The sequence below is a fragment of the Streptomyces rishiriensis genome (assembly GCF_030815485.1).
Taxonomy (GTDB): Bacteria; Actinomycetota; Actinomycetes; order Streptomycetales; family Streptomycetaceae; genus Streptomyces; species Streptomyces rishiriensis_A.
Genome location: NZ_JAUSWV010000002.1, coordinates 4043730 through 4065766, shown reverse-complemented (window position 1 = coordinate 4065766; position 22037 = coordinate 4043730). Strand labels below are relative to the sequence as shown.

Genomic DNA, 22037 nt, shown 5'->3' with positions numbered 1-22037 from the left:
AAACCACGAACGGCCCCATGCCATGGTCACGGTATGGTGCGGCTGCATGAGTTTCATAGTGTTTCGGTGGTCATAGCGTAAGGGAAACGCCCGGTTACATTCCGAACCCGGAAGCTAAGCCTTACAGCGCCGATGGTACTGCAGGGGGGACCCTGTGGGAGAGTAGGACACCGCCGAACAAATATTACGGGAAACCCCCGCACCTCACGGTGCGGGGGTTTTCTGCTTTCCAGGGACTTTCCGGTGGCACTACGGTGATCCACATGAACTACGTTATTCGGTCTGTTCGTGCCGATGAATGGCGCGCGGTGAGGGCCCTGCGGCTGGCGGCGTTGCGTGATCCGGTCGCCCATCTGGCCTTCCTGGAGACGTACGAGGAGGCCGAGGCGAAGCCCGACTCCTTCTGGAAGGAGCGGACGGCGGGGGCCGCCGAAGGTTCGGAAGGGGCGCAGCAGATCATCGCGGAGGGGCCCGACGGGGAGTGGGTCGGGACGCTGACCGTGCTGTGGGAGGAGGCCGGCACGGCCGACTGGGCCGGGCTGCCGGTGGAGCGGCGGCAGGGGCATGTGGTCGGGGTGTTCGTGCGGCCGGAGTCCCGGGGGATAGGGCTGACCGAGGTGCTGTTCGACGCCGGCCTCGAGTGGGCGTGGGCGCGTGGTGCGGAGCGGGTACGGCTGATCGTGCACGAGGACAACGGTCGGGCGCAGGCCTTCTATCGCAGGGCGGGCTTTGTGCCGAGCGGGGTGGTCGTACAGCTGGCGGGGGATCCGGACGCACGGGAGCTCGAGTTCGTGGTCGAGCCCGGCCAAGGAGAGGTGTCCGGGAGGGGTTAGCCCCGCCGAGTGGACTGAGGGATGTGGATCCAGGGTGTGGTCACACCGGTAGTTCGGCGTGGGGCCAGCGGCTGCGGGCCTGTTCGCGGGAGCGGAGCAGGGCCAGGGTGGGCAGGCCGCGGTCGGTGCCGGTGGTCAGCAGGTCCGGGAGCTGGGGGATGGGGGCCACGGCCGCCACATCGTCGAGGACCAGGGACATTGGTGGGTCGAGGCGACCGGAGGATGACCGTTCGGCCATGCGCCGGCCGCGCTCGACCACGCTGGAGACGAGGGCTGTCAGGAGCGGCATCGCGCCGGGATCGGTCCTGGGGTCCTCGATTGATTCACCGAGCACATAGAGACTTCCCCCTTCGTCCACGAAGGAATCCAAGGCGAGGGCGTCAGTTCGGTTGGGAGTGCACGCCTCGCGGATGTTCACCGTGGACAGGGCGGAGAGGGCACGGGAAGTCAGTTCCTGGGCGATGTCGCGGCGTTCGGGGTGTGCGGTGAGGGCGGCTTCGAGTTCGCCTGCCGCGCCCGGGGCGGCCTTGGGGTTGGTCCGCAGGGTGCGGACGGCTTCCTGGACACCGGTGCCCTGGGACCAGCGGTGGACGTGACGGATGGTGCGGCCGTCGATCGCCGCGGCGTGCAGGTAGCTGCGCAGGAGGGTTTCGGCGGTGTCGCTGACCGCCTGGTCGAGCCGCGAGGTGGGGCGCACGGGCGCGAGGAGTGCCACGGCGCGCGAGATCGCGGTCTGTTTGTCCTCGCAGCCTGTGGTGGGGGACCAGTGGAGGCGGGCAGGGGTGTCGCAGAGGTGGCCGGGGTCGTACAGGTGGACCGGGCCGAGTTTGGCTCTCGCGTCCTTGGTCTCCTGCCAGAGGGTGGGGCTGGAGGTCAGGATGAGGGCGGGCCCCTCGGCGTCCCGGATGGCCTGGATCGCGGTCGCGTGGCGGGTTGCCGCCGGGGCGTAGTGTGCCGCGCCCTCGAAGCGCTGGGCTTCCCACCCGGCGGCCCGTTCCCCTGGGACGGCCGGGAACAGGGCGGCGGCCGCGGTTGGAGAGGGCTGGGGCTGCCGCGACCGGGGGGACGGTGACTGCGAGGCATGCGGCGCGGCCGGCGTCGGCTGAGCAAGCTGCGTCGGCTGGAGGGACTGCGTCGGCTGGAGGGGCTGGGGCGGGCTGGGGGCCGGCGGCTCGGTGTCCGTCGTGGGGTCGGTCTCGGCCCGTTGGGTCGGTACCTCGTGAGGGGTCGGGGGCGGCACGGTTTCCTCGACGGATGTCGGTGCCGGGTCCGCGCCCTTTGTCGCTCGTACCGCCCGCCACCGGGCGAGTGTCCCCATCACGAACACCGTGAGCACGAGCAGGATCATCACCTGGCCGATGAACAGGCCCCAGAACAGCCCGTAGCCCGAGAAGTCCGCCGCCTCCGCCTCAGGCCAGGCGCCGGGGATGTCGTGGGGCTGCGCGATGAGGTGCCGCATGGCCAGCGGGGTGCGGGTGAAGGTCACGCCCGCGGGCCAGGAGCCGTGGGCGAAGAGGGCCGCCAGGCCGGTCGCCGTCCAGACCAGCAGGGTCATGCCGAGCAGGAACGCGAGTATGCCGACCAGCAGGCCGTCCGGGATGCCTCCCTGGACGTGGCCGGAGCTGTCGCGGCGCTGCTCGTCTCCCGGTCTCATGACGGCCTCCTCTCCCGCGCTAAGCCACCGTCGACTCGGACGAGCCGTCCAGGTCGGCCAGGTGCTGTTCCATGAAGGCCGCCGCTCGCCGTTCCTGTTCCAGTTCGGCGGCGAGCAGTGCGTCGTCGTCGGACATGGTGCGTTCGGTCGAGGATTCGGTCATGGCCCGGTCGGTGAAGACGAGTGGTCGTTCCGTCTCGGTGACCAGGTGTTTCACCACCTGCACATTGCCGTTGACGTCCCAGACCGCGATGCCCGGGGTGAGGGTGGGGATGATCTCCACCGCCCACCGCGGCAGACCGATGACCCGGCCCGTGGCCCTCGCCTCGTCCGCCTTCTGGGCGTAGATGGTCCGGGTCGACGCCATCTTCAGGATGGCCGCGGCTTCCTTGGCCGCCGCTCCGTCCACGACGTCGGACAGATGGTGGACGACCGCCACGAACGACAGGCCGAGGCGACGGCCGAACTTCAGCAGCCGCTGGAACAGCTGGGCCACGAACGGGCTGTTGATGATGTGCCAGGCCTCCTCGACCAGGAAGATGCGCTTCTTCCGGTCGGGGCGGATCCAGGTGTGCTCCAGCCAGACGCCGACGATCGCCATCAGGATGGGCATGGCGATCGAGTTGCGGTCGATGTGGGACAAATCGAACACGATCAGCGGGGCGTCCAGGTCGATGCCGACCGTCGTGGGGCCGTCGAACATGCCCCTGAGGTCACCGTCGACCAGGCGGTCCAGTACCAGTGCCACGTCCAGACCCCAGGCCCGTACGTCGTCTATGGCGACGTTCATCGCCTCCGCCGACTCCGGTTCCGGGTGGCGCAGCTGCTCGACGATGTCGGTCAGGACCGGCTGGCGTTCCACGATCGTCTCGTTGACGTAGGCGTGGGCCACCTTGAGCGCGAAGCCGGCGCGCTCGTCCAGGCCGTGGCCCATCGCCACCTCGATGATCGTGCGCAGCAGCGCGAGCTGACCCGTCGTGGTGATCGACGGGTCCAGGGGGTTGAGGCGGATGCCGTGGTCCAGGGCGGCCGTCGGGTCCAGGCGGACTGGAGTTATTCCCAGCGCCTGTGCGATGAGGTTCCATTCGCCGACGCCGTCCTCGCCCTGCGCGTCCAGGACGACGACCTGGCGGTCGCGGAAGCGCAGCTGGCGCATGACGTACGTCTTCTCCAGCGCCGACTTGCCGTTCCCGGACTCGCCGAGGACGAGCCAGTGCGGGGCGGGGAGCTGCTGGCCGTACAGCTGGAAGGGGTCGTAGATGTAGCCCTTCCCGGAATAGACCTCGCGGCCGATGATGACGCCGGAGTCGCCCAGGCCGGGGGCGGCCGTGGGCAGGTACACCGCCTGGGCCTGGCCCGTGGAGGTGCGTACCGGCAGCCGGGTCGTCTCGACCTTGCCGAAGAGGAAGGAGGTGAAGGCGTCCGTGACGACGGACAGTGGATCCCGCATCAGCTCATCAGCCCCTACCGTCGGATTCCGGTGGCGAACGGGAGCGTGTTCACGAACGCCCGGTGGTGCTCTCGGTCGCACCATTCGAGCTTGAGGTACGACTTGCCGGCCGACGCCCTTATCGTCCGTTTGTCGCGGGCGAGGGCCTCGGGACTGCGCGAGGAGACGGTGATGTAGCCGACCAGGTTCACGCCGGCGGCGCCGGACGCGAGGTCCTCGCCGCGCTGGTCGAGCCGGGAGTGGGCCGCCACGTCGCGGGGGTCGACGGTGCGGTTCATCTTGGCGGCGCGGCTCGCCTCGGCGTCGTCGTTCGTCTTCTCCGTCAGCATGCGTTCGATGGCGACCTCGGTGGGTTCGAGGTCCATGGTCACGGCGACGGTGCGGATGACGTCCGGCGTGTGGACGAGGAGCGGTGCCAGGAAGTTGACGCCCACCGGGGTCATCGGCCACTCCTTCACCCAGGCCGTGGCATGGCACCAGGGGGCCCGGGTCGACGACTCGCGGGTCTTGGCCTGGAGGTACGTCGGCTCCATGGCGTCGAGCTCGGCCGGCCAGGCGTTGCGCTTGGTCATCGCCTGGATGTGGTCGATGGGATGGTCCGGGTCGTACATGGAGTGAACGAGCGAGGACAGCCGGCCCTGGCCGAGGGGCTGTCGGACGCGGATGTCCGCCTCCTGCAGGCGGGAGCAGATGTCCGTCAGCTCGCGGGCCATGACGACCGCCAGGCCCGCGTCGCGGTCCAGCTTGCGGCCCGACCGGGGGCGGGCGGCGCGCGCCATGGCGTGGGCCTCGGCGGACAGTTCGCGGGTGTAGTGCATGCAGGCGACGAGGTAGGCGCGGTGCTGCTCGCTGCTCGTGGACACCATGGACTGGAGCTGGTCGTAGGAGCGGGCCAGCCAGTCGGGGGACTTCTCGTCCCCGCGGACGGCGACGTCCTTCGCGTGGGCGTCGGGGTCGGCGGGGAGGGTGCGGGCGAGCATCTGGAGCCGGGTCACGAAGCCGTCGCCGTTCGCCACGTGCTTGAGGAGGGTGCCGAAGCGGTCGACCAGGGCCTCCTGGTCCTCGCTGTCGCGCAGGCCGACGCCCGGGCCCTCGATCTCGATGGCGGCCGTGACCGTACGGCGGTCCGCGTGCAGGAGCACGGCGATCTCGTCGGGGCCGAAGGGGGCGGCCAGCCAGTTGATGCGGCCGATCCCCGGGGGCGGGCCGATCTCGATCTCCTGGCCGTCGAGCCGGGTGCCCGCCTCCATGACGGTCGAGCGGTAGGTGGTGCCCTGGCGGAGGGTGCGCTTGTAACTGCGGTTGATCTCGAACCACTTGTAGAACGTGCGGTGCTTGTACGGCACGTAGACGGCGGCCAGCGCGATCATCGGGAAGCCGCTCAACAGCACGATCCGCAGGGCGAGGACGGGGACGAGGAGGCCGCACATCATGCCGAGGAACGCGCCGACGACGATGAGCGCGATCTCGCCGGTCTCGCGGTTGCGGCCGACGATCGCGTTCGGCCGGGCGCGGCCGATCAGATATGTACGGCGGGGCGTGACCGCATGGGACACGTGGGACTCGGTCGTCAACGCCCTTCACCTCCCGTGCGGTTGTTGCTGCTGTTGCGGGTGTTGCTCGCGTGCGGGGTGTTGACCGGGCTGCTCGCGCGGGGTGCGGGTGCGGCGGAGGGGACAGATCCGCCGCCCCCGTTCGGGGTGCGCGAACTGTGCGCGGCCACGCCGCCGGAGGCGGGGTTGGAGGGGCGGGCGCCGGAGGAGCCGGACTGGCCGCCGCCGTTGTTGTCCGCACGGCTGCTGTGCGTCTTGATGCCCTGGGCGACGAGGGTCGCCGGGGAGCTGATGACGGCCGCCGCCTTGCTTTCGGCGCCCTGCATGATGCGGTTGTTGCGGGAGCCCGCGATCTCGTCGCCGAAGCCGGGGACGAAGCGGTAGATCATCGCGCTGGCGAAGATGGCCAGCAGGATGATGGAGAGGCCGGAGACGACGGCGGAGAAGGCGTTCGGGCCGTCGGCGGAGGACAGCGCCCCGGCGAGGCCGAGCACGATCACGATGACCGGTTTGACCAGGATGACCGCGATCATGATGCCGGCCCAGCGGCGGACGTGGCTCCACAGGTTCTTGTCGACCAGGCCCGCGTAGACGACGGTGCCGAGCAGGGCGCCCACGTAGAGGAGCGCGGCCCGGATGACGAGCTCCAGCCACAGCACTCCGGCCGCGAGGATCGACACCAGGGAGACGACGATCAGCATGATCGGCCCGCCGCCGATGTCCTCGCCCTTGGCCAGGGCCGCGGAGAAGGTGCCGAAGAACGTGTCGGTCTGGTTGCCGGTGGTCTTCGCGAGGACGTCGGTGATGCCGTCGGTGGCGGACACGACGGTGTAGAGGATGAGGGGGGTGAAGGCGGAGGCCAGGACGGTCAGCCAGAGGAAGCCGACGGCTTCGCCGATGGCGGTGGTCAGGGGGACTCCGCGCACCGCCCTCTTGGTGACGGCCAGCAGCCACAGCAGGAGGGTCAGGACGGTCGAGGCGGCGAAGACGACGGCGTACTGCTTGAGGAACCGCTCGTTGGTGAAGTCGACGTTCGCGGTGTCCTTGACGGCCTCGCTGAGCTTGTCGACGGTCCAGGACGCGGCGTCGGCACAGCCCTTGGCGAGCGAGGAGAGGGGGTCGAGGGTGTCGGAGATGCCGGGGTTGGTGGTCGTGCCCGAGTTCGCGTTGCCCTTTTCGCAGTACTTCTTGGCCTCGCCGGAGATGAGGCTGCAGTCCAGGCTGTCGGACGGAGAGGGCGACGACGAGGGTGCCGGGTCGGGCGTAGGGGCCGCGAAGGCGCGGGTGGCCAGCAGGACGGCCGAGGTCTGGACGGCCGTCACGACTCCGGCGAGCGTGAGCAGGCGGCGCGGGTTAGCGGGCATAGGTGAACCCTCCGTACTCCTCGATGGCCTTGCTGATCTCGTCGGAGGTGGCGGCCTGGTCGTCGCCGGGGACGGGCGCGGGGCCGTCCTTCTGCTCGTCGCTGACGATCTTCCAGTCACCGTCGGTCCACTGGAGGTCGAACGTCCACGTCTTCCATGACGAGGTGACCGGGTCGGTCGAGCTCGTCCCGGACATGCCGATGAGGCCCAGGTACCAGACGGCGACCTTGGCGGTGGTGGCGGAGTAGGCCTGGGGTGTGGTTCCCACGGGGATCACCCGGGAGACGAAGGTGCTGCCCTGCGGGGCGTTCCCGTCGGCGTCCAGGCCCATCTTCGCGAGGAAGTCGGTCGAGTACGCCCGGTCCATCGCGCCCTGGAGCTTGGCCGCCGCGGCAGCGGTGTAGACGGTGTCGACGAGGGCGTGGCGGCCGTCCGTCCGGAACATCCCGGTCGAGCCGAGCGCCACCGCGTAGTTGGCGGCGGCCGACTGGGCACCCTGCTGGGTGTGCGCGAAACCCGAGGGGACGCCGCCCGTCTTCGATTCCACCGGCTTCGTGCCGGTGGGCGCCGTGCTGGTCGTTTCCGGTTTGTCGCCGGTCGAGCCGCCTGCCGAGGTCGAAGAGGAATCGTCTCCTCCGCGGTTCGCGAACGCGATCGCCGCGATGAGGAGGACGACGACGCCGACCACCGTGACCAGGCTCCGCGAGGACGAGCGGCCGCCTTTGCGGGTAACGCCGTAGGGGTCGTTCTCGGGCAGCCGGAGGCGGGTCCGGCCGTATCCGTGACCCTCGTCGGAGCGTGCCGATTCGCCGTAGTCGTGTTCGTCGCCGGGAGTCATGCCGCGTGAGCCCCCTCGCTGCCGTACCGGGACGCGTACAAGTACGACGGTAGCCGTGCTGGTTCCCGCGCGGGCGCGGTGTGGTGACTCGACATCAGGGACATCAGGGAAACGCAACCTCAGCCGGTGGGCACGACAGGTGGGTGGGGACGGCGGGCCGGGCGTGCCCGGACGGGACTGGGGGTGGTGCGGAGGCCGCGGCTACACGGCCATGCCGTACACGATGGTGAACAGTGTCCCGAGGGAGCCGATGATGAAGACCCCTGTCAGCCCCGCGATGATGAGGCCCTTGCCCTGTTCCGCGCTGAAGGTGTCCCGCAGGGCGGTCGCGCCGATGCGCTGCTTGGCCGCGCCCCAGATGGCGATGCCGAGGCAGAGGAGGATGGCGACCGCCATCACGACCTCGATCATCACCTTGGCCTCGTTGCCCAGGCTGCCGAAGGGCCCCCAGTCCGGAGCGATCCCACCGATGATGGTGTTGATATCGCCTTTGTCGGCCGCGAACAGCATGTAAGTCACCGCCCCTGATGGGTAGTTCCGCAGTTCCTCTGCGGGTGTGCAGAGGTCACGCCTCATTCTCGCCGACAAAGTCGCCGTCGTATGTCGACTTGGCGTCTTTGACGGACGGGAGTCGTACGAATAGCTCGTATGGTCACTCTGTGTATCACGGCAGGTTACGCCGGGCAATGAGGCCGGAGCGGAACCTGTGGTGTGGTTCCGTCGTTAGCCCACTTCACGGCCCCGCCCCGTTTCTGACGGCCGGTCGGGTGAGCGTACGTTTCGATGTTCTCATGACGTGGCGCACACCGGGCATGGCGAACGGGCCACGGCCGGCTGCCGGGGCCCGTTCGTCCTTTCACCACGTGTGGCCCCCACGGCCCACGGTGGCTGTTCTGTTGGGGCTGGCGGGGTTGTGCCGCGTCGTTCCGCGGTGTCCTGCCCGTTCCGCCTGACGGCGGGTCAGCCGGTGAAGGCGTCCGTGCCCTGGGGGGTGCCGAGGCCGGTGGGGCCGTCGTAGCCCGACTTGGCGGTGCAGAGGTAGGCGGCGGAGGAGGAGCAGGTGCCGTTGCTGCCGCTGGTGACGTCGTTCAGGGCGGAGGAGCCGGCGGCCGCGTAGGGGTAGGAGGCCGGGTAGTCGCTGCTGCCCGGGGTGCCGGCGAGGGCGTAGACGGCCGCGATGAGGGGCGCGGAGGCGCTGGTGCCGCCGAAGGTGTACCAGCCGGCGGTGACGCCGTAGGAGTCGTAGACCGAGACGCCGGTCGCGGGGTCGGCCACGGCCGAGACGTCGGAGACGGTGCGCTTGGAGCAGCCGGTGTCGGTCTGCCAGGTCGGCTTGGTGTCGTAGGCGGAGCAGCCGGAGCCGGTGCCCTCGGTGGAGCTGGTGTTCCAGACCTTCTCGGTCCAGCCGCGGGTCGTGGAGGACGTGGACAGGGCGGTGCCGCCGACGGACGTCACGTACTGGGAGGCGGCCGGGTATTCGGCGCCGTAGCCCTCGTCGCCCGCGCTGACGGTGATGGCGACGCCGGCGTGCTTGAAGTACGAGGTGTCGTACGAGGTGTCCGCGGAGGACTCCGCGCCGCCGTAGCTGTTGGAGACGAATTTCGCGCCCAGTGCCACGGCCTCGTTCACGGCCTTGCCGAGGTTGGCCATGGATGCGGAGGTGGCCTCGACCAGCAGGATCTTGCAGTTCGGGCAGACCGCGCTCGCCATGTCGAGGTCGAGGGACTCCTCCTCGGCCCAGCCGCTGTCGGCGCCGGGGAGGGAGGTGGTGGAGCCGCTCTGGCTCACCTTCTTGAAGCAGCCGTTGGCGACGGTGCAGGCAGGGAGGCCGTAGTACGTGCGGTACTTGGCGAGGTCGGCGGCGGCGTTGGGGTCGTCGTAGGCGTCGACGACGGCGACGGTCTCGCCGGATCCGTTGCTCGAGGCCGCGTCGGTCACGCCGTAGGCGTCCTGGAGGTCGGACGGGCCGTAGCCGGTGGGGCTCGCGGCGGCGGCCTTCGGGGTGACCTTGGCGGCCTTGCCGGTCTCTGCGGCGCGTTCCTTCTGGAAGGCGGTGGCGCCGCCGGTCACGCGGAAGGAGTGGCACACCACATCACCCTGGTGCTTGGGGGTGGCGCAGGGGGTGGCCGCCCAGGTGACCTTGGCGGGCGCGGGGGTGGTGGTGGTCGTGGGTGCCGCGCTCGCGTGGGCCGCGGTGCCGAGTCCGGCGAGCACGAGGGCGGCGGCGCCGAGGGCAGAGGCGCCGATGCGGCGCGATCTGCCGGATATGGCGTGGGAGTCGGGGGAAGTCGTCGTACGCAACGGACAGCTCCTGAAGGTGGGGTGACAGGGGCGGTGCGGGTGGGGGTGATGCGTGCCACCGGTACGTGGTCCCCGGTGGCGGGCGGCGGCCCGCCGACGACTGTTCCTTTGTTGAGTACGCGACAACAAGACGAGCGGCGGAATCCTGACTTCCGCCTTACTGAAGGGGGTTCGGGGATTGCTGATCAATGGCCGGTGGATGGCGCGGCGATGGCCGGCGCTTGACCCCGGGTGCGCGGGTGGCGCTCCCTCGTGCCGGGAGTACAGTCTGCTCGCCGTGTCCCGTGCCGGACCGGGCAGCGCGGCTCCCTTGTCCTCTGTGGGTGCCGGCCGGGTGACGACATGACCAGTACGCAGGACCGGCCCGAGCTGACCGCGGCGCCCGGTCCCGACGCCGCGGCGCCGGAGCGGGTCCAGGAGCGCGTCGCGCGCATACGCCGCCGGCTGGAGCGGCTGATCGGCATCGCGGCGACCGAGGGCAACGCGCTCACCGCCCTGCGCAACGGAGACGAGATATTTCCGGCGATGCTGGCGGCCATCCGGTCCGCCGGGCACACCGTGGACATGATGACGTTCGTGTACTGGCGGGGGGAGATCGCCCGCGAGTTCGCGCGGGCGCTCGCCGACCGGGCCCGGGCGGGGGTGCGGGTGCGGCTGCTGCTGGACGGGTTCGGCAGCCGGCTGATCGAGAAGGAGCTGCTGGAGGAGATGGAGCGGGCCGGGGTGCAGGTGGCCTGGTTCCGCAGACCCCTGACGCTGTCGCCCTTCAAGCAGAACCACCGCTGCCACCGCAAGGTCCTCGTCGTGGACGAGCAGACGGCCTTCACCGGCGGTGTCGGCATCGCCGAGGAGTGGTGCGGCAACGCCCGCAACGAGCGCGAATGGCGCGACACCCATGTCGAGGTCCGCGGGCCGGCCGTGGACGGCATCGCCGCCGCGTTCGCGCAGAACTGGGCCGAATGCCATGACGAGCTCTTCGACGAACGCGACCGGTTCGTCCCGCACCGCCCGCAGGGCGACGCGGTGGTGCAGGTGGTCCGCGGGTCGGCCAGTTTCGGCTGGCAGGACATGCAGACCCTGATCCGGGTGATGCTGGAGTCGGCCGAGGACCGTTTCCGGCTGGCCACCGCCTACTTCTCACCGGACGTCTTCTTCATCGAACTGCTGTGCGCCGCCGCCCGGCGTGGTGTGGAGGTGGAGATCCTGCTGCCCGGTCCGCACACCGACAAGCGGGTCTGTCAGCTGGCCGGTCAGCACTACTACGAGGACCTCACCGCCTGCGGCGTGAAGATCCACCAGTACCAGCCGACGATGATGCACGCCAAGGTCATCACCGTCGACGGTGTCGCCGCGCTGGTGGGCTCGACCAACTTCAACCGCCGGTCCCTCGATCACGACGAGGAGATCATGCTCGCCGTGCTGGACCAGGAGTTCACGGCCACGCTCGACGGTCACTTCGACGAGGACCTGAAGTCCGCGACGCTGATCCGGGAGGGGCGCTGGAGACGGCGCTCCCTCCTTCAGCGGGCGCGCGAGGCCGCCGTCGTGCCGATCCGCCGTTTTCTGTGACTCCGGTCAGACGTTTCCCGGTTTTCGGCCGATCCGTATTCCCGGGAAACCGGTACCTATGCATTTCAAGATTTGAGGGCGTGAAGGGAATTTGGTGGGGCACATGAATCAGCGGAGGTTGATAATCATGGTTCCCCTGCTTCTTGTTCTGCTTCTCGCCCTGATCCTCTTCGGTGCCGGTTTCGCTCTGAAGGCCCTTTGGTGGATCGCGGTCATCGTGCTGGTGGTCTGGCTGGTGGGCTTCGTGGCCCGCCCTGCCGGACATGGTGGCCGGAAGGGCCGTTGGTATCGCTGGTAAACAGCAGCACACAATACCGAAGGGCCCCGCCGACCAACGTCGGCGGGGCCCTTCGGTATGCCCCGCGCTATTCGTTCCGGCCGCTTTCCGGCACACCCTCGACGAAGTGGTCGAATTCGCCCGCCCGAACGCCCAGGACGAACGCGTCCCACTTTCGGCGGTCCGGAGGAGGCTCGGGTTCGACCCCGGCGAGGGCCTCTCCGCCGTCGTGGCGCCGGAAGCGGACGGCGGGCACGGGCGGGGACTGCACCGGATGCGGGCGTGTGCGGCGGGCCGGGGGGTATCCGAGCTCGGTGGAAAGAGTGGAAAGGTGCTGTGGGCCGAGTGCGGGTAGCGTCGTGGGGGAAGCATGCGTCTGACGTTTCTCTCACCTTCGTGGGACACAGTGAACCCGATGAAGCGAAACGCCCTGCTCGGTGCGGTCGTGCTGCTGGCCGTCACCTCCGCCTCCGAGGCGGCCGCCGACGGTGGGCCCGGCCCCCTGGGGGTGACGGCCGTCGCGGCGGACACGGCGCAGTCCGCGCGGGTCGGCGCGCTCTTCGCCGCCGCCGATGCCGACGCGGGCCGGCTCGCCGGTGAGCACTTCTGCACCGCCTCCGTGGTGCACAGTCCGCACCGCGACCTCGTCGTCACCGCCGCGCACTGCCTCGGCGGGGCGGGCGAGCTGGTCTTCGCCCCCGGATACCGGGACGGCAAGGCCCCCTACGGCACCTGGCGGGTCCGGCGGGTCTTCCTGCCCGACGGGTGGGCGCAGGGGCAGGACGAGGACAGCGATGTGGCCTTCGCCGTCCTCGACGAGCGGGGCGGCGAGGGCGTCGAGGACGTGGTCGGCGGCAACCGGTTCGCGACGGGTACGACCACCGGGGCGACCGCCGTGACCGTCACCGGCTATCCCGACTCGCTGGAGGTGCCGGTCCGCTGCACGAACCGGCCCACCGTCCACAACCCCACCCAGCAGCGCATCGACTGTCCCGACCTCACCGGCGGGACCAGCGGCAGCCCCTGGGTGAACGGCGACGGGGAGGTGGTCGGCGTCCTCGGCGGGCACGAAGAGGGCGGGGCGACGGCCGACATCTCGTACAGCGTGGTCCTGGGCTCGGAGGCCGCGGAACTCTACCGGGACGCGGTCTCCGGCCCCTGAGGCCTCAGGGGCCCTGAGGCGTCAGGCGATGCGGTGGACGAGCTGGGTGGACAGCTCGTAGCGCGCGCCGACGACGGCCAGCTCGCCGGCGGAGATCTTCGCGGCGAGGTCGGGTTCCGCGGCCAGGCGGGAGCGGACGGCTCGTATCTGGGCGTCGACGGTGGAGTCGACGCGGGCGTCTCCCTCCTTCGTGCGGTCGATGTACGGGTTGATCTCGTCGGCCAGGTACTGGATGTGCCGGGGCAGTCCCGCCCCGGTGAGGTCCGCCTGGACCGCCGCCTTCACCGCGCCGCACGACTGGTGGCCGAGGACCACGACCAGGGGGATGTCCAGCTCGAGCACGCCGTACGCGACGCTGCCGAGCACGGCCTCGTCCAGGACCTCGCCCGCGCTCCGGACGGTCATCAGATCGCCCAGGCCCTGGTCGAAGACCAGCTCGGGCGGCACCCGGGAGTCGATGCAGCCGAGGACGAGGGCGAAGGGCTGCTGACCGGACGTCAAGCTCTGCCGGACGGCGGGTGTCTCGTCCGGGTGCCGCTCGTGGAAGGTGCGCCAGCGGCGGTTGCCGGCCGCCAGTTCCCGCAGGGCCTCCCCGGCCGTGCCGGGACGGGGCGTGGCGCGGGGACCGCCGCCGGACGTGGCGCCGGGCGTGGCGGCGGACGCGGAGGCGGTGCCGAGGGCCGCGCCGCCCAGGGCCACGGCACCGGCGATGCCACCGCGCAGCAGGGCGCGACGGGCGGGGCTGGAGTAGGTGTCTTCGGTGATCACGGGGTGGAACGTATGTCCGAGCCCGAAGGCCGGTGCCCGCGTTGCCCGATCATGGCGGCGGATGGGGAATCCGAGGCCGATCGATGGTGGACGCTTGGGCCGTCCCATGCCCGCCCTTTACGCGACCCGGCGGGTGTCGCGCGGAGAAGGGCCGGGAACGCTCCGCGGCGCGCGGCCGGGCCTGACGACCCGTCTGACCGGATGAGGTGCCCCTCGGGCGCGTAACCCCCTTGCGAAAGGGGCGAGTCGGGACGGGTCGTGTGGCGCCCGGGGCGAGGGGGCGCCACGTGCGGTTTCCCCTTGTTCGTGATCACCCCGCGGCGCGGCAGCCGCCCCTACACTGTCGGGGGCGGACTCCTGGGCGACGAGGGGCGGTTGACGGTGCGTAAGGCGTGGATCCTGGCGACCGTCGCCGTCAGTGGCGGTGTCGCCTTCATGATGGCGCTCGTCATCGGGGTGTACCTGGTCGGCGGGAGCGTCACGAGCGGGGTGGGCGGTGCGGGCAGAGCACTGGCCAAGGGCGCCGTGCCCGCCGCCTACCGGACGCTCGTGGAGAAGTGGGGCAACCTGTGCTCCGCCATCAACCCCGCGCTGCTCGCCGCCCAGCTCTACCAGGAGAGCGGGTTCAACCCGAGGGCGCAGAGCGCCGCCGCCGCGCAGGGGATAGCGCAGTTCATCCCGGGCACCTGGGCCACGCACGGCATCGACGGTGACGGCGACGGCGACCGCGACGTCTGGGACCCGAATGACGCGATTCCGTCGGCCGCCTCCTACGACTGCCAGCTCGCCTCGTACGTGAAGGACGTCCCCGGGGACGCCACGCACAACATGCTGGCCTCGTACAACGCGGGGGCCTACGCGGTCATCAGGTACGGGGGCGTGCCGCCGTACAAGGAGACCCAGAACTATGTGAAGACGATCACGACTCTGGCGGAGTCCTTCGCCGCGCCCGTCAGCCGGGTGGATCCGTCCGAGCAGGCCGCGGGGGCCATCTACTACGCCCAGAAGAAGCTCGGCACGCCGTATCTCTGGGGCGGCAACGGCACGGCTGACCAGGGAGGACGCTTCGACTGCTCCGGGCTGTCCAAGGCCGCTTACGAGAGCGTCGGGATCACGCTGCCGCGCGTCGCCAACGACCAGTACAACGCGGGGCCGCATCCGCGGCGCAGCGAGTTGCTGCCGGGGGACCTGGTGTTCTTCTCCACCGATCCGAACAACTCGCGGGCCATCCACCACGTGGGGATCTACGTGGGCGGCGGATACATGATCAACGCGCCCTACACGGGGGCCGTCATCCGGTTCGACCCCATCGACACGGCCGAGTACTTCGGGGCCACGCGCGTCACCGAAGATGGCGCGAAAGCGCTCCCCACGACCGTCTGAAGGACGCCCGCACCCGGTCCCTGAGCTGCGGGGATCTATCTCTCTTCGATAACGTCTGAGTGATCATTCAGTGGAGAGTGGAACGTATCAACCGGGGCCGTGCGTTCCTGTTGGAGCGGGCGCATGTGAGGTGTGCCGAGCAGAACACGACGAAGGGGCCGCAGCACCATGGCTGGACTCGCCGAATCCGGGTCGAACCCCGACGTCGACCTCCTCTATGACATCAACGGGCTCGCCAAGGACGCTCCCCACTGGCTCGACCGGACCGTCGAGTTCGTGGGCGAGTACGGGCTGCTGCTCGCCATGGTGCTGCTGATCCTGTGGTGCTGGTGGGGGGTGCGGCGGCGGCCCGGCGGGGCCGAGGAGGCCGCGTCCTCCGTCGCCGCCCTGATCTGGGCGCCGCTCGCCGCAGGTGTCGCCGTGCTGGTGAACGTGCCCATACGGGGATTCGTGGAGCGGCCCCGGCCCTTCCTCGACCATCAGGGGCTCGAGGTGCTCGTCTCCGGCAAGACCGACTACTCCTTCGTGAGCGACCACGCCACTCTCACGATGGCCATGGCCGTCGGGCTGTTCGTCGCCCACCGCAGATTCGGGCTCGTCGGCATAGGGATCGCCCTGCTCGAGGGGTTCTGCCGGATCTACATGGGCGTGCACTATCCGACGGACGTCGTCGGCGGGTTCGCGCTCGGGACCGCGGTGGCCCTGCTGCTGTCGCCCGTCGCCTCGATGCTGCTCACCCCCGTGCTCAAGGCCGTCGACCGGTCGCGCCGGGTCGGATGGGTCGTACGGAGCCGGGCCGCCCGGGACGGACAGCGGGACGGGTTCGTCCCCGGCTCCCGGACCGAGGTCGCCGCCGAGGAACGGGACCTCGCGGCCTAGCCGGGTCAGCACCTCGGAAGGCTCGGTCAGCGGGTCGGAGGGCTGGAACGGCAGGTCTGAGGGCTGGGGCGCCAGGTCAGAGCGCTGGTGCGGCAGGTCAGAGGGCTTGGGGGTAGCTGAAGAAGCCGTTCGGGTCGTACTGCTTCTTCAGCTGGGTCAGACGCGGCAGCGCGTCGCCGTAGTACGCCTTGCGCCAGTTCGCGAGGGTCGGGTCCGCGTAGTTCTGATAGGCCGCGCCCGAGGCGTACGGGGCCATCGCCTTGTGGGCCGTGTTCAGCCAGGACTGGGCGGCCGTCCCCGCCGTGCCGGCCCGCCACGCCCCGATGTACTGCGCCAGCATGCGGGAGCGGCGGTGGACGAACGCCGTGGCCGTGGGCGAGACGCGGTTCACCGCGCCGCCCCAGCGCGGTGAGGGCGATGCTGCCCGAGCCGCCCTGGACCGACTTCATCTGCTTCAGGAGGGTCTGGACGCCCGCCGTCGAGAGCGAGACGTCGAAGAAGTCCGAGCGGGCCGCGTACGTCTCCCGGCCCAGCGCGCCCTGCGGGGAGCGGCCCGGCGTCGAGCCCGGCAGATGGCACTGGGCGTCGGAGGAGAACGACGAGCAGCCGGCGTAGATCTCCATCGCCGCCTCGTACGTACGGCGGCGCAGGGAGACGTTCGTCGCGGGGGCGCCCACCCGGTCCGCGAGGCGGTCGACCGCGTTCTGGAGCTGGCCGTACGTGCCGATGCAGAACGCGGCCACGGAGATGGTGGGGGTGCCGCCGGTCGCGTTCGCCAGGTGGAGGGAGGACCAGATCTCGTCGGGCTGGGACGGGCCCCACTCCTGCCAGGCCTTCACCACCGCCGCCGCCTTCGACCAGGGCCAGGTGAGGTAGCCCGTCACCGCCTGGGGCGCCGGGTGTGTCCTGAACTCCAGCTCGGTGACGACGCCGAAGTTGCCGTTGCCGGCTCCGCGCAGGGCCCAGAACAGGTCCTTGTTCGTCGTCGCGTCGGCGGTGAGCTGCTTGCCGTCCGCGGTGACGATCGTGGCCCGGGTGAGGCTGTCGCAGGTCAGGCCGTAGGCGCGGGAGACGACGCCGTGGCCGCCGCCCAGCACCAGGCCGGAGACGCCGACCGTCGGGCAGGATCCCGCCGGGATCGTCACGCCCTTCGCGGCGAGCGCCCGGTAGACGTCGATGAGTTTCGAGCCCGCGCCGACCACGGCCGTGGTGCCGCTCGTCCGGACCCGGTTCAGCTTGGAGACGTCGATGATCAGCCGGCCGTCGCCCGAGGACCAACCGCCGTAGGAGTGGCCGCCGTTGCGGATCGCGGCCTTGATCCCGTGGGCGCGGGCGTAGGCCACAACCGTGCGGATGTCGTCGGCGTGGGCGACGTACGCCACCGCCGCGGGCCTGAGGTCGTCGAAGCGGGTGTTGTAGAGCTGGCGGGCCGCGGCCCAGGAGGCCTCGCCGGGGCGGACCAGGGTGCCGTCCAGGCCGCGGGCGAGCGCGGTCCAGTTGGCCGGGACGGCGACGCTGGTCGTGGTCAGCGGGGCCGTGGTGCCGGTTCCGGTGGCCGTGGGGGACGCGCCCGCACTGCCGCCGTTCGCCTTGCACCCGGTCGCTGCCGCCGCGACCGCGGCCGTGCCGCCCGCGATGAACGTACGCCGTTCCATGTTCGTGCGCCTTCCCTCGGCCGCCTGTCGGCTTCGTGCGGCTTCATGGAGCGAGACGGGGTCATGGGACCACAGGTTCCAGCGACGTCCGGCGGTGACGGAACGGTGACGTCAGCCGGTCGGACGGTCGTCAGTCGGCCGTTCGGTACGGCTGGTCGGGGTCCGGTCCGTCCTGCGGCGCCCGCCGGCCGGTGCCGGTGGGTCAGCCGCCCGTGTGCCGCTCTCCGTCCGCTCTCGCCATGCTTCTCGCCCTGCGGGCCGGGCCGCGCCAGCCGCAGGTACAGCGGGCCAGACAGAACCTGCCCTGTTCGACGGTCGTGGTGCTGTGATCCCCGTCGGTGCGGGGGCGGGGCGATCCGTCCTGCTGCGTCACAGGACAACGTTACCCAGGATCGGCAACCGACCCGTACGGCGGTCGCAAGCCCTCGGACCGGCGTGACGGCGGCACTTACCCGTCGTTAACCGCAACGACAGGAAGTCCGTGACGGACGTACCGGTTGGGGGTGTACAGGCCATGGCGGAGCGGCGGCGCGGGCTGATGGGTGCGGGGGTCCTATCGGGGCTCGTGGCTGGGGTCTGTGCGGGTGTCGCCGGATGTTCCGCCGGTGGGGCCGCCGCGGAGGACGGCCGGGCGGCCGATCCCGTCGAGACCTTGCACCGGGCCGCCGACACCCTCGTGGCGGCGGGTACGTCGAAGGCCCGTACCTCGATGGAGATGGCCACCGGCGGCACCCGGGTGACCATCCGGGGTCAGGGTGTGTACGACTACCGCACGCAGCGCGGCGCGCTGAAGGTGCTGCTGCCGCAGGATCCGGCCGGGACCAGTGAGCACCGTCCCATCACCGAACTCCTCGCACCCGGCGCGCTGTTCATGAAGAACCGCGGGGCGGGGGTGCCGGACGACAAGTGGGTGCGGGTGGAGACGGCGGCACTGTCCGACGGGAATCTGGTGACCGGCGGGGCCACCGATCCGTTCGCCGCCGCGGAGGTGCTGCGGGGGACGCGTACGGCGACGTACGTGGGGAGGACGGAGGTGGCCGGGACGGCGGTGCGGCACTACCGCGGGACCGCCGATCTGGCGTTCGCCGCCGACAAGGCGTCCGCGGGCGGACGGGACGCGCTGCGGGCGGCGGCGAGCGGGTTCGCCACCGCGCGGGTGCCGTTCGACGCCTACCTCGACGACGAGGGGCGCATCCGTAAGGTCCGGCACCGGTTCAGCTTCGTGAACGGGCAGCAGAAGGAGGCCGTCGCGGTCGCCTCCACAACCCTGTTGTACGACTTCGGAGCGCCCGTCGAAGTGCGGCTGCCGGCCGCCGAGGACATCTACGCGGGGCGGATCGCGGAGGAGTGAGGGTGCCCGTGCCGGGCCGACCGGTCGGGTGTACGAGCGTTTTCGGCCAGCGGGTGGGCACAAGGACTAGCCCGTCCGTGCCATGCGCGCGGTGTACGGCGCTCCCTACTCTAGGAAGTCGGTGACGGCAGGGACGAGGTGATGCGCGTGGCTCCGGGCGGCGGTACGGCAGTTCAGGACCACGAGGCCCTCGCCGAGATCGAGCTGTGCGGGGAGCTGATCATCGCCGCCTCCGCGGCCGGGGAGGAACGGCTCAGTCTCGAGAGCATCGACCAGGTGCTGCGGGTGGGGGAGGAGAGGGCGGGCGGTGAGCCGCGGCCGGGCGCGGGCGCGACCGCCGGTTCTGGCCCCGGTACCGCGCGAAGGTGCTGATCAGGTACGCAGCAGACGGCCGATGGCCTTGGTCGCCTCTTCCACCTTCGCGTCGATCTCGTCGCCGCCCCTGAGCGCGGCGTCGGCGACGCAGTGGCGCAGGTGTTCCTCCAGGAGCTGGAGCGCGAACGACTGCAGCGCCTTGGTGGAGGCGGACACCTGGGTGAGTATGTCGATGCAGTAGGTGTCCTCGTCGACCATGCGCTGAAGGCCGCGGATCTGGCCCTCGATGCGGCGCAGGCGTTTGAGGTGTTCGTCCTTCTGCTTGTGGTAGCCGTGGACCGTCCCGGGCGCGTGGTCCGGTTCGGCGCCTGCGGGGGCCGTGGGCTCGCCGGCCTCTGTGGTCGTCATCCTGTCCTCCAGCGCTCCGGCCCCGCATACATACCCCTACTGGGTATATCGTACCGAACTTCGGTGGGTATACGGCCCGAGCAGGGGCTTCGCCGGTCGCCGACCCGTCGGTCGCCCCCCTCCCGGTCGCTGTCTCCGATGCGCGACACTGGTGGACGGCCCGTTAGCCGTGGCCGGATGATGCGCCTAGCATCAGCCTGACCGAAACCGATGCATCCTGAGGACCCCACGTGCGCTTTCGTCTGACCCCCAGGGAGACGAGCTTCTACGACATGTTCGCCGCATCCGCGGACAACATCGTCACGGGCTCGAAGCTCCTGATGGAACTGCTCGGGGCGGACCCCGCCGGCCGGGCCGAGATCGCAGAGCGTATGCGGGCCGCGGAACACGCAGGTGACGACGCCACGCATGCGATCTTCCACCAGCTGAACTCCTCGTTCATCACGCCGTTCGACCGTGAGGACATCTACAACCTCGCGTCCTCCCTCGACGACATCATGGACTTCATGGAGGAGGCCGTCGACCTGGTCGTCCTCTACAACGTCGAGGAACTGCCCAAGGGCGTCGAGCAGCAGATCGAGGTGCTGGCGCGGGCGGCCGAGCTGACGGCCGAGGCCATGCCGAACCTGCGGACCATGGCGAACCTCACCGAGTACTGGATCGAGGTCAACCGGCTCGAGAACCAGGCCGACCAGATCCACCGCAAGCTGCTCGCGCATCTCTTCAACGGCAAGTACGAGGCCATCGAGGTGCTCAAGCTGAAGCAGATCGTGGATGTGCTGGAGGAGGCCGCCGACGCCTTCGAGCACGTGGCCAACACGGTGGAGACCATCGCGGTCAAGGAGTCCTGAGCACTTAATGGACACCTTTGCTCTGATTGTGACCATCGGCGTCGCACTCGGATTCACTTACACGAACGGTTTCCACGACTCCGCCAACGCCATCGCCACGTCCGTTTCGACCCGGGCGCTGACGCCTCGGGCGGCGCTGGCCATGGCGGCGGTGATGAACCTCGCCGGTGCGTTCCTCGGCAGCGGGGTCGCGCACACCGTCAGCAAGGGGCTGATCGAGACGCCCGAGGGGTCGAAGGGGATGGGAATCCTCTTCGCCGCGCTGATCGGGGCGATCGTCTGGAACCTCGTCACCTGGTACTTCGGGCTGCCCTCGTCGTCCTCGCACGCGTTGTTCGGTGGCATGGTGGGCGCGGCGCTCGCCGGCGGCACGGAGGTCATCTGGTCCGGCGTCCTCGACAAGGTCGTCATTCCGATGTTCGTCTCGCCGGTGGTGGGGCTTGTCGTCGGTTACCTGGTGATGACGGCCATCCTGTGGATGTTCCGCCGGTCCAACCCGCACAAGGCGAAGCGGGGCTTCCGGATCGCTCAGACGGTCTCGGCCGCGGGTATGGCGCTGGGCCATGGTCTCCAGGACGCGCAGAAGACGATGGGCATCGTGGTGATGGCGCTCGTCATCGGCGATGTGCAGGGGGCCGACGATCCGATTCCGGTGTGGGTGAAGATCGCCTGTGCGGTGATGCTTTCGCTGGGGACGTACGCGGGTGGGTGGCGCATCATGCGGACGCTGGGGCGGAAGATCATCGAGCTTGATCCGCCGCAGGGGTTCGCCGCGGAGACGACCGGGGCGTCGATCATGTTCACTACGGCGTTCCTGTTCAAGGCGCCCATCTCCACGACGCATGTGATCACTTCGGCGATCATGGGTGTCGGGGCGACCAAGCGGATCAATGCCGTGCGGTGGGGTGTCGCCAAGAACATCGTCCTCGGCTGGTTCATCACGATGCCGGCGGCGGGGATTGTCGCTGCGTGCGCGTTCTGGATCGTGAACTTGGCGTTTCTGTAGGCGGGTCTTGCCCACCCGCCCGCCCGACTCGGTGGTGGGAGTGTCCCCGTCACGGGGCTCCGCCCCGGACCCCGGCGGGGACTCCGCCCCGGACCCCGCGGGGACTGCGTCCCCTGCACCCCTTCGGGGACCGCCCGCCCGGCGCGGTGGGGAGACAGCTCCGGTCACGGGGCTCCGCCCCGGACCCCGGCGGGGACTGCGTCCCCTGCGCCCCGGATGTTCCCCGCCCGCCCGCCCGACTCGGTGGTGGGAGTGTCCCCGTCACGGGGCTCCGCCCCGGACCCCGGCGGGGGCTCCACCCCATGCACCCCGGATGTTCCCCGCCCGCCCGGCCCGGTGGGAAGGCAGCTCCGGTCACGGGGCTCCGCCCCGGGCCCCGGCGGGGGCTCCGCCCCCTGCACCCCTGCGGGGACTGCGTCC

Annotated in this window: 19 protein-coding genes, 1 rRNA gene and 1 pseudogene; 11 read left to right on the top strand and 10 right to left on the bottom strand. The window is 70.4% G+C overall.

All coding sequences use genetic code 11. The features are described from left to right. The first annotated feature begins 62 nt into the window (after window positions 1-62). Window positions 63-179 (top strand): 5S ribosomal RNA (gene rrf / locus QF030_RS20530). An 84-nt stretch (window positions 180-263) separates the two neighbouring features. Then, complete coding sequence (locus QF030_RS20525) at window positions 264-833, top strand: GNAT family N-acetyltransferase (protein WP_307164130.1); 570 nt, start codon at window positions 264-266, stop codon at window positions 831-833. A 40-nt stretch (window positions 834-873) separates the two neighbouring features. On the opposite strand, the gene QF030_RS20520 is transcribed toward QF030_RS20525, so the two are convergent. From QF030_RS20520 to QF030_RS20490, 7 genes are all read right to left on the bottom strand, one after another. Further along, window positions 874-2487, bottom strand: a complete 1614-nt coding sequence (locus tag QF030_RS20520) for a type VI secretion protein (protein WP_307164128.1) — start codon at window positions 2485-2487, stop codon at window positions 874-876. Between the two features lie 19 nt (window positions 2488-2506). After that, window positions 2507-3937: an ATP-binding protein gene (locus tag QF030_RS20515; RefSeq protein ID WP_307164127.1), complete on the bottom strand. Its 1431-nt coding sequence runs from the start codon at window positions 3935-3937 to the stop codon at window positions 2507-2509. A 14-nt stretch (window positions 3938-3951) separates the two neighbouring features. After that, entirely contained in the window at window positions 3952-5511 is a 1560-nt protein-coding gene (locus tag QF030_RS20510; protein ID WP_307164126.1) for an SCO6880 family protein, read from the bottom strand. Beyond that, window positions 5508-6854: a hypothetical protein gene (locus QF030_RS20505; protein WP_307164125.1), complete on the bottom strand. Its 1347-nt coding sequence runs from the start codon at window positions 6852-6854 to the stop codon at window positions 5508-5510. Before QF030_RS20505 ends, QF030_RS20510 begins: the two co-directional genes overlap by 4 nt. Next, entirely contained in the window at window positions 6844-7692 is an 849-nt protein-coding gene (locus tag QF030_RS20500; RefSeq protein ID WP_307164124.1) for a hypothetical protein, read from the bottom strand. Before QF030_RS20500 ends, QF030_RS20505 begins: the two co-directional genes overlap by 11 nt. Before the next feature lie 201 nt (window positions 7693-7893). After that, window positions 7894-8202: a hypothetical protein gene (locus QF030_RS20495; protein WP_003991275.1), complete on the bottom strand. Its 309-nt coding sequence runs from the start codon at window positions 8200-8202 to the stop codon at window positions 7894-7896. Window positions 8203-8652: 450 nt separating this feature from the next. Then, window positions 8653-9993, bottom strand: a complete 1341-nt coding sequence (locus QF030_RS20490) for a S53 family peptidase (RefSeq protein ID WP_307164123.1) — start codon at window positions 9991-9993, stop codon at window positions 8653-8655. Between the two features lie 342 nt (window positions 9994-10335). Here QF030_RS20490 and QF030_RS20485 point away from each other — a divergent pair, with 342 nt between their 5' ends. From QF030_RS20485 to QF030_RS20470, 3 genes are all read left to right on the top strand, one after another. Then, window positions 10336-11562: a phospholipase D-like domain-containing protein gene (locus tag QF030_RS20485; protein WP_307164122.1), complete on the top strand. Its 1227-nt coding sequence runs from the start codon at window positions 10336-10338 to the stop codon at window positions 11560-11562. A 127-nt stretch (window positions 11563-11689) separates the two neighbouring features. After that, window positions 11690-11860 (top strand): hydrophobic protein, encoded by a 171-nt coding sequence (locus QF030_RS20480; protein WP_171398097.1) that lies wholly within the window; start codon window positions 11690-11692, stop codon window positions 11858-11860. A gap of 394 nt (window positions 11861-12254) precedes the next feature. Further along, entirely contained in the window at window positions 12255-13001 is a 747-nt protein-coding gene (locus QF030_RS20470; RefSeq protein ID WP_307164121.1) for a trypsin-like serine peptidase, read from the top strand. 21 nt (window positions 13002-13022) lie between these two features. Here QF030_RS20470 and QF030_RS20465 read toward each other — a convergent pair whose 3' ends face one another. Then, window positions 13023-13769 carry a carbonic anhydrase gene (locus tag QF030_RS20465; protein ID WP_307164120.1) on the bottom strand — a complete coding sequence of 249 codons (747 nt, stop codon included), beginning with the start codon at window positions 13767-13769 and terminating at the stop codon, window positions 13023-13025. A gap of 375 nt (window positions 13770-14144) precedes the next feature. Here QF030_RS20465 and QF030_RS20460 point away from each other — a divergent pair, with 375 nt between their 5' ends. Both QF030_RS20460 and QF030_RS20455 read left to right on the top strand, forming a co-directional pair. After that, entirely contained in the window at window positions 14145-15152 is a 1008-nt protein-coding gene (locus tag QF030_RS20460; protein ID WP_307167632.1) for a C40 family peptidase, read from the top strand. Window positions 15153-15320: 168 nt separating this feature from the next. Further along, window positions 15321-16031: a phosphatase PAP2 family protein gene (locus tag QF030_RS20455; RefSeq protein ID WP_307164119.1), complete on the top strand. Its 711-nt coding sequence runs from the start codon at window positions 15321-15323 to the stop codon at window positions 16029-16031. A gap of 97 nt (window positions 16032-16128) precedes the next feature. Here QF030_RS20455 and QF030_RS20450 read toward each other — a convergent pair. Next, window positions 16129-17686 (bottom strand): annotated as a pseudogene (locus QF030_RS20450) (FAD-binding oxidoreductase). 514 nt (window positions 17687-18200) lie between these two features. Between QF030_RS20450 and QF030_RS20445 the strand changes: the two are divergent. Both QF030_RS20445 and QF030_RS20440 read left to right on the top strand, forming a co-directional pair. After that, entirely contained in the window at window positions 18201-19037 is an 837-nt protein-coding gene (locus QF030_RS20445; RefSeq protein ID WP_307164118.1) for a hypothetical protein, read from the top strand. A 141-nt stretch (window positions 19038-19178) separates the two neighbouring features. Then, the gene (locus tag QF030_RS20440) at window positions 19179-19409 is read left to right on the top strand and encodes a hypothetical protein (RefSeq protein WP_307164117.1); all 231 of its coding nucleotides are present in this window, start codon (window positions 19179-19181) and stop codon (window positions 19407-19409) included. Here QF030_RS20440 and QF030_RS20435 read toward each other — a convergent pair whose 3' ends face one another. Further along, window positions 19410-19760 (bottom strand): metal-sensitive transcriptional regulator, encoded by a 351-nt coding sequence (locus QF030_RS20435; protein ID WP_307164116.1) that lies wholly within the window; start codon window positions 19758-19760, stop codon window positions 19410-19412. It lies immediately after the preceding gene. Between the two features lie 230 nt (window positions 19761-19990). Here QF030_RS20435 and QF030_RS20430 point away from each other — a divergent pair, with 230 nt between their 5' ends. Next, complete coding sequence (locus QF030_RS20430; RefSeq protein WP_171398087.1) at window positions 19991-20611, top strand: DUF47 domain-containing protein; 621 nt, start codon at window positions 19991-19993, stop codon at window positions 20609-20611. 7 nt (window positions 20612-20618) lie between these two features. After that, window positions 20619-21617: an inorganic phosphate transporter gene (locus QF030_RS20425; protein WP_307164115.1), complete on the top strand. Its 999-nt coding sequence runs from the start codon at window positions 20619-20621 to the stop codon at window positions 21615-21617. Window positions 21618-22037: the final 420 nt, after the last annotated feature.

Bases quoted from the DNA above. Each gene is read 5' to 3' on its own strand.
- QF030_RS20500 (WP_307164124.1), bottom strand. From the start codon at position 7,692: ATGACTCCCGGCGACGAACACGACTACGGCGAATCGGCACGCTCCGAC.
- QF030_RS20485 (WP_307164122.1), top strand. From the start codon at position 10,336: ATGACCAGTACGCAGGACCGGCCCGAGCTGACCGCGGCGCCCGGTCCC.
- QF030_RS20525 (WP_307164130.1), top strand. From the start codon at position 264: ATGAACTACGTTATTCGGTCTGTTCGTGCCGATGAATGGCGCGCGGTG.
- QF030_RS20435 (WP_307164116.1), bottom strand. From the start codon at position 19,760: ATGACGACCACAGAGGCCGGCGAGCCCACGGCCCCCGCAGGCGCCGAA.
- QF030_RS20505 (WP_307164125.1), bottom strand. From the start codon at position 6,854: ATGCCCGCTAACCCGCGCCGCCTGCTCACGCTCGCCGGAGTCGTGACG.
- QF030_RS20515 (WP_307164127.1), bottom strand. From the start codon at position 3,937: ATGCGGGATCCACTGTCCGTCGTCACGGACGCCTTCACCTCCTTCCTC.
- QF030_RS20495 (WP_003991275.1), bottom strand. From the start codon at position 8,202: ATGCTGTTCGCGGCCGACAAAGGCGATATCAACACCATCATCGGTGGG.
- QF030_RS20455 (WP_307164119.1), top strand. From the start codon at position 15,321: ATGGCTGGACTCGCCGAATCCGGGTCGAACCCCGACGTCGACCTCCTC.
- QF030_RS20480 (WP_171398097.1), top strand. From the start codon at position 11,690: ATGGTTCCCCTGCTTCTTGTTCTGCTTCTCGCCCTGATCCTCTTCGGT.
- QF030_RS20470 (WP_307164121.1), top strand. From the start codon at position 12,255: ATGAAGCGAAACGCCCTGCTCGGTGCGGTCGTGCTGCTGGCCGTCACC.
- QF030_RS20445 (WP_307164118.1), top strand. From the start codon at position 18,201: ATGGCGGAGCGGCGGCGCGGGCTGATGGGTGCGGGGGTCCTATCGGGG.
- QF030_RS20520 (WP_307164128.1), bottom strand. From the start codon at position 2,487: ATGAGACCGGGAGACGAGCAGCGCCGCGACAGCTCCGGCCACGTCCAG.
- QF030_RS20440 (WP_307164117.1), top strand. From the start codon at position 19,179: ATGCGCGTGGCTCCGGGCGGCGGTACGGCAGTTCAGGACCACGAGGCC.
- QF030_RS20425 (WP_307164115.1), top strand. From the start codon at position 20,619: ATGGACACCTTTGCTCTGATTGTGACCATCGGCGTCGCACTCGGATTC.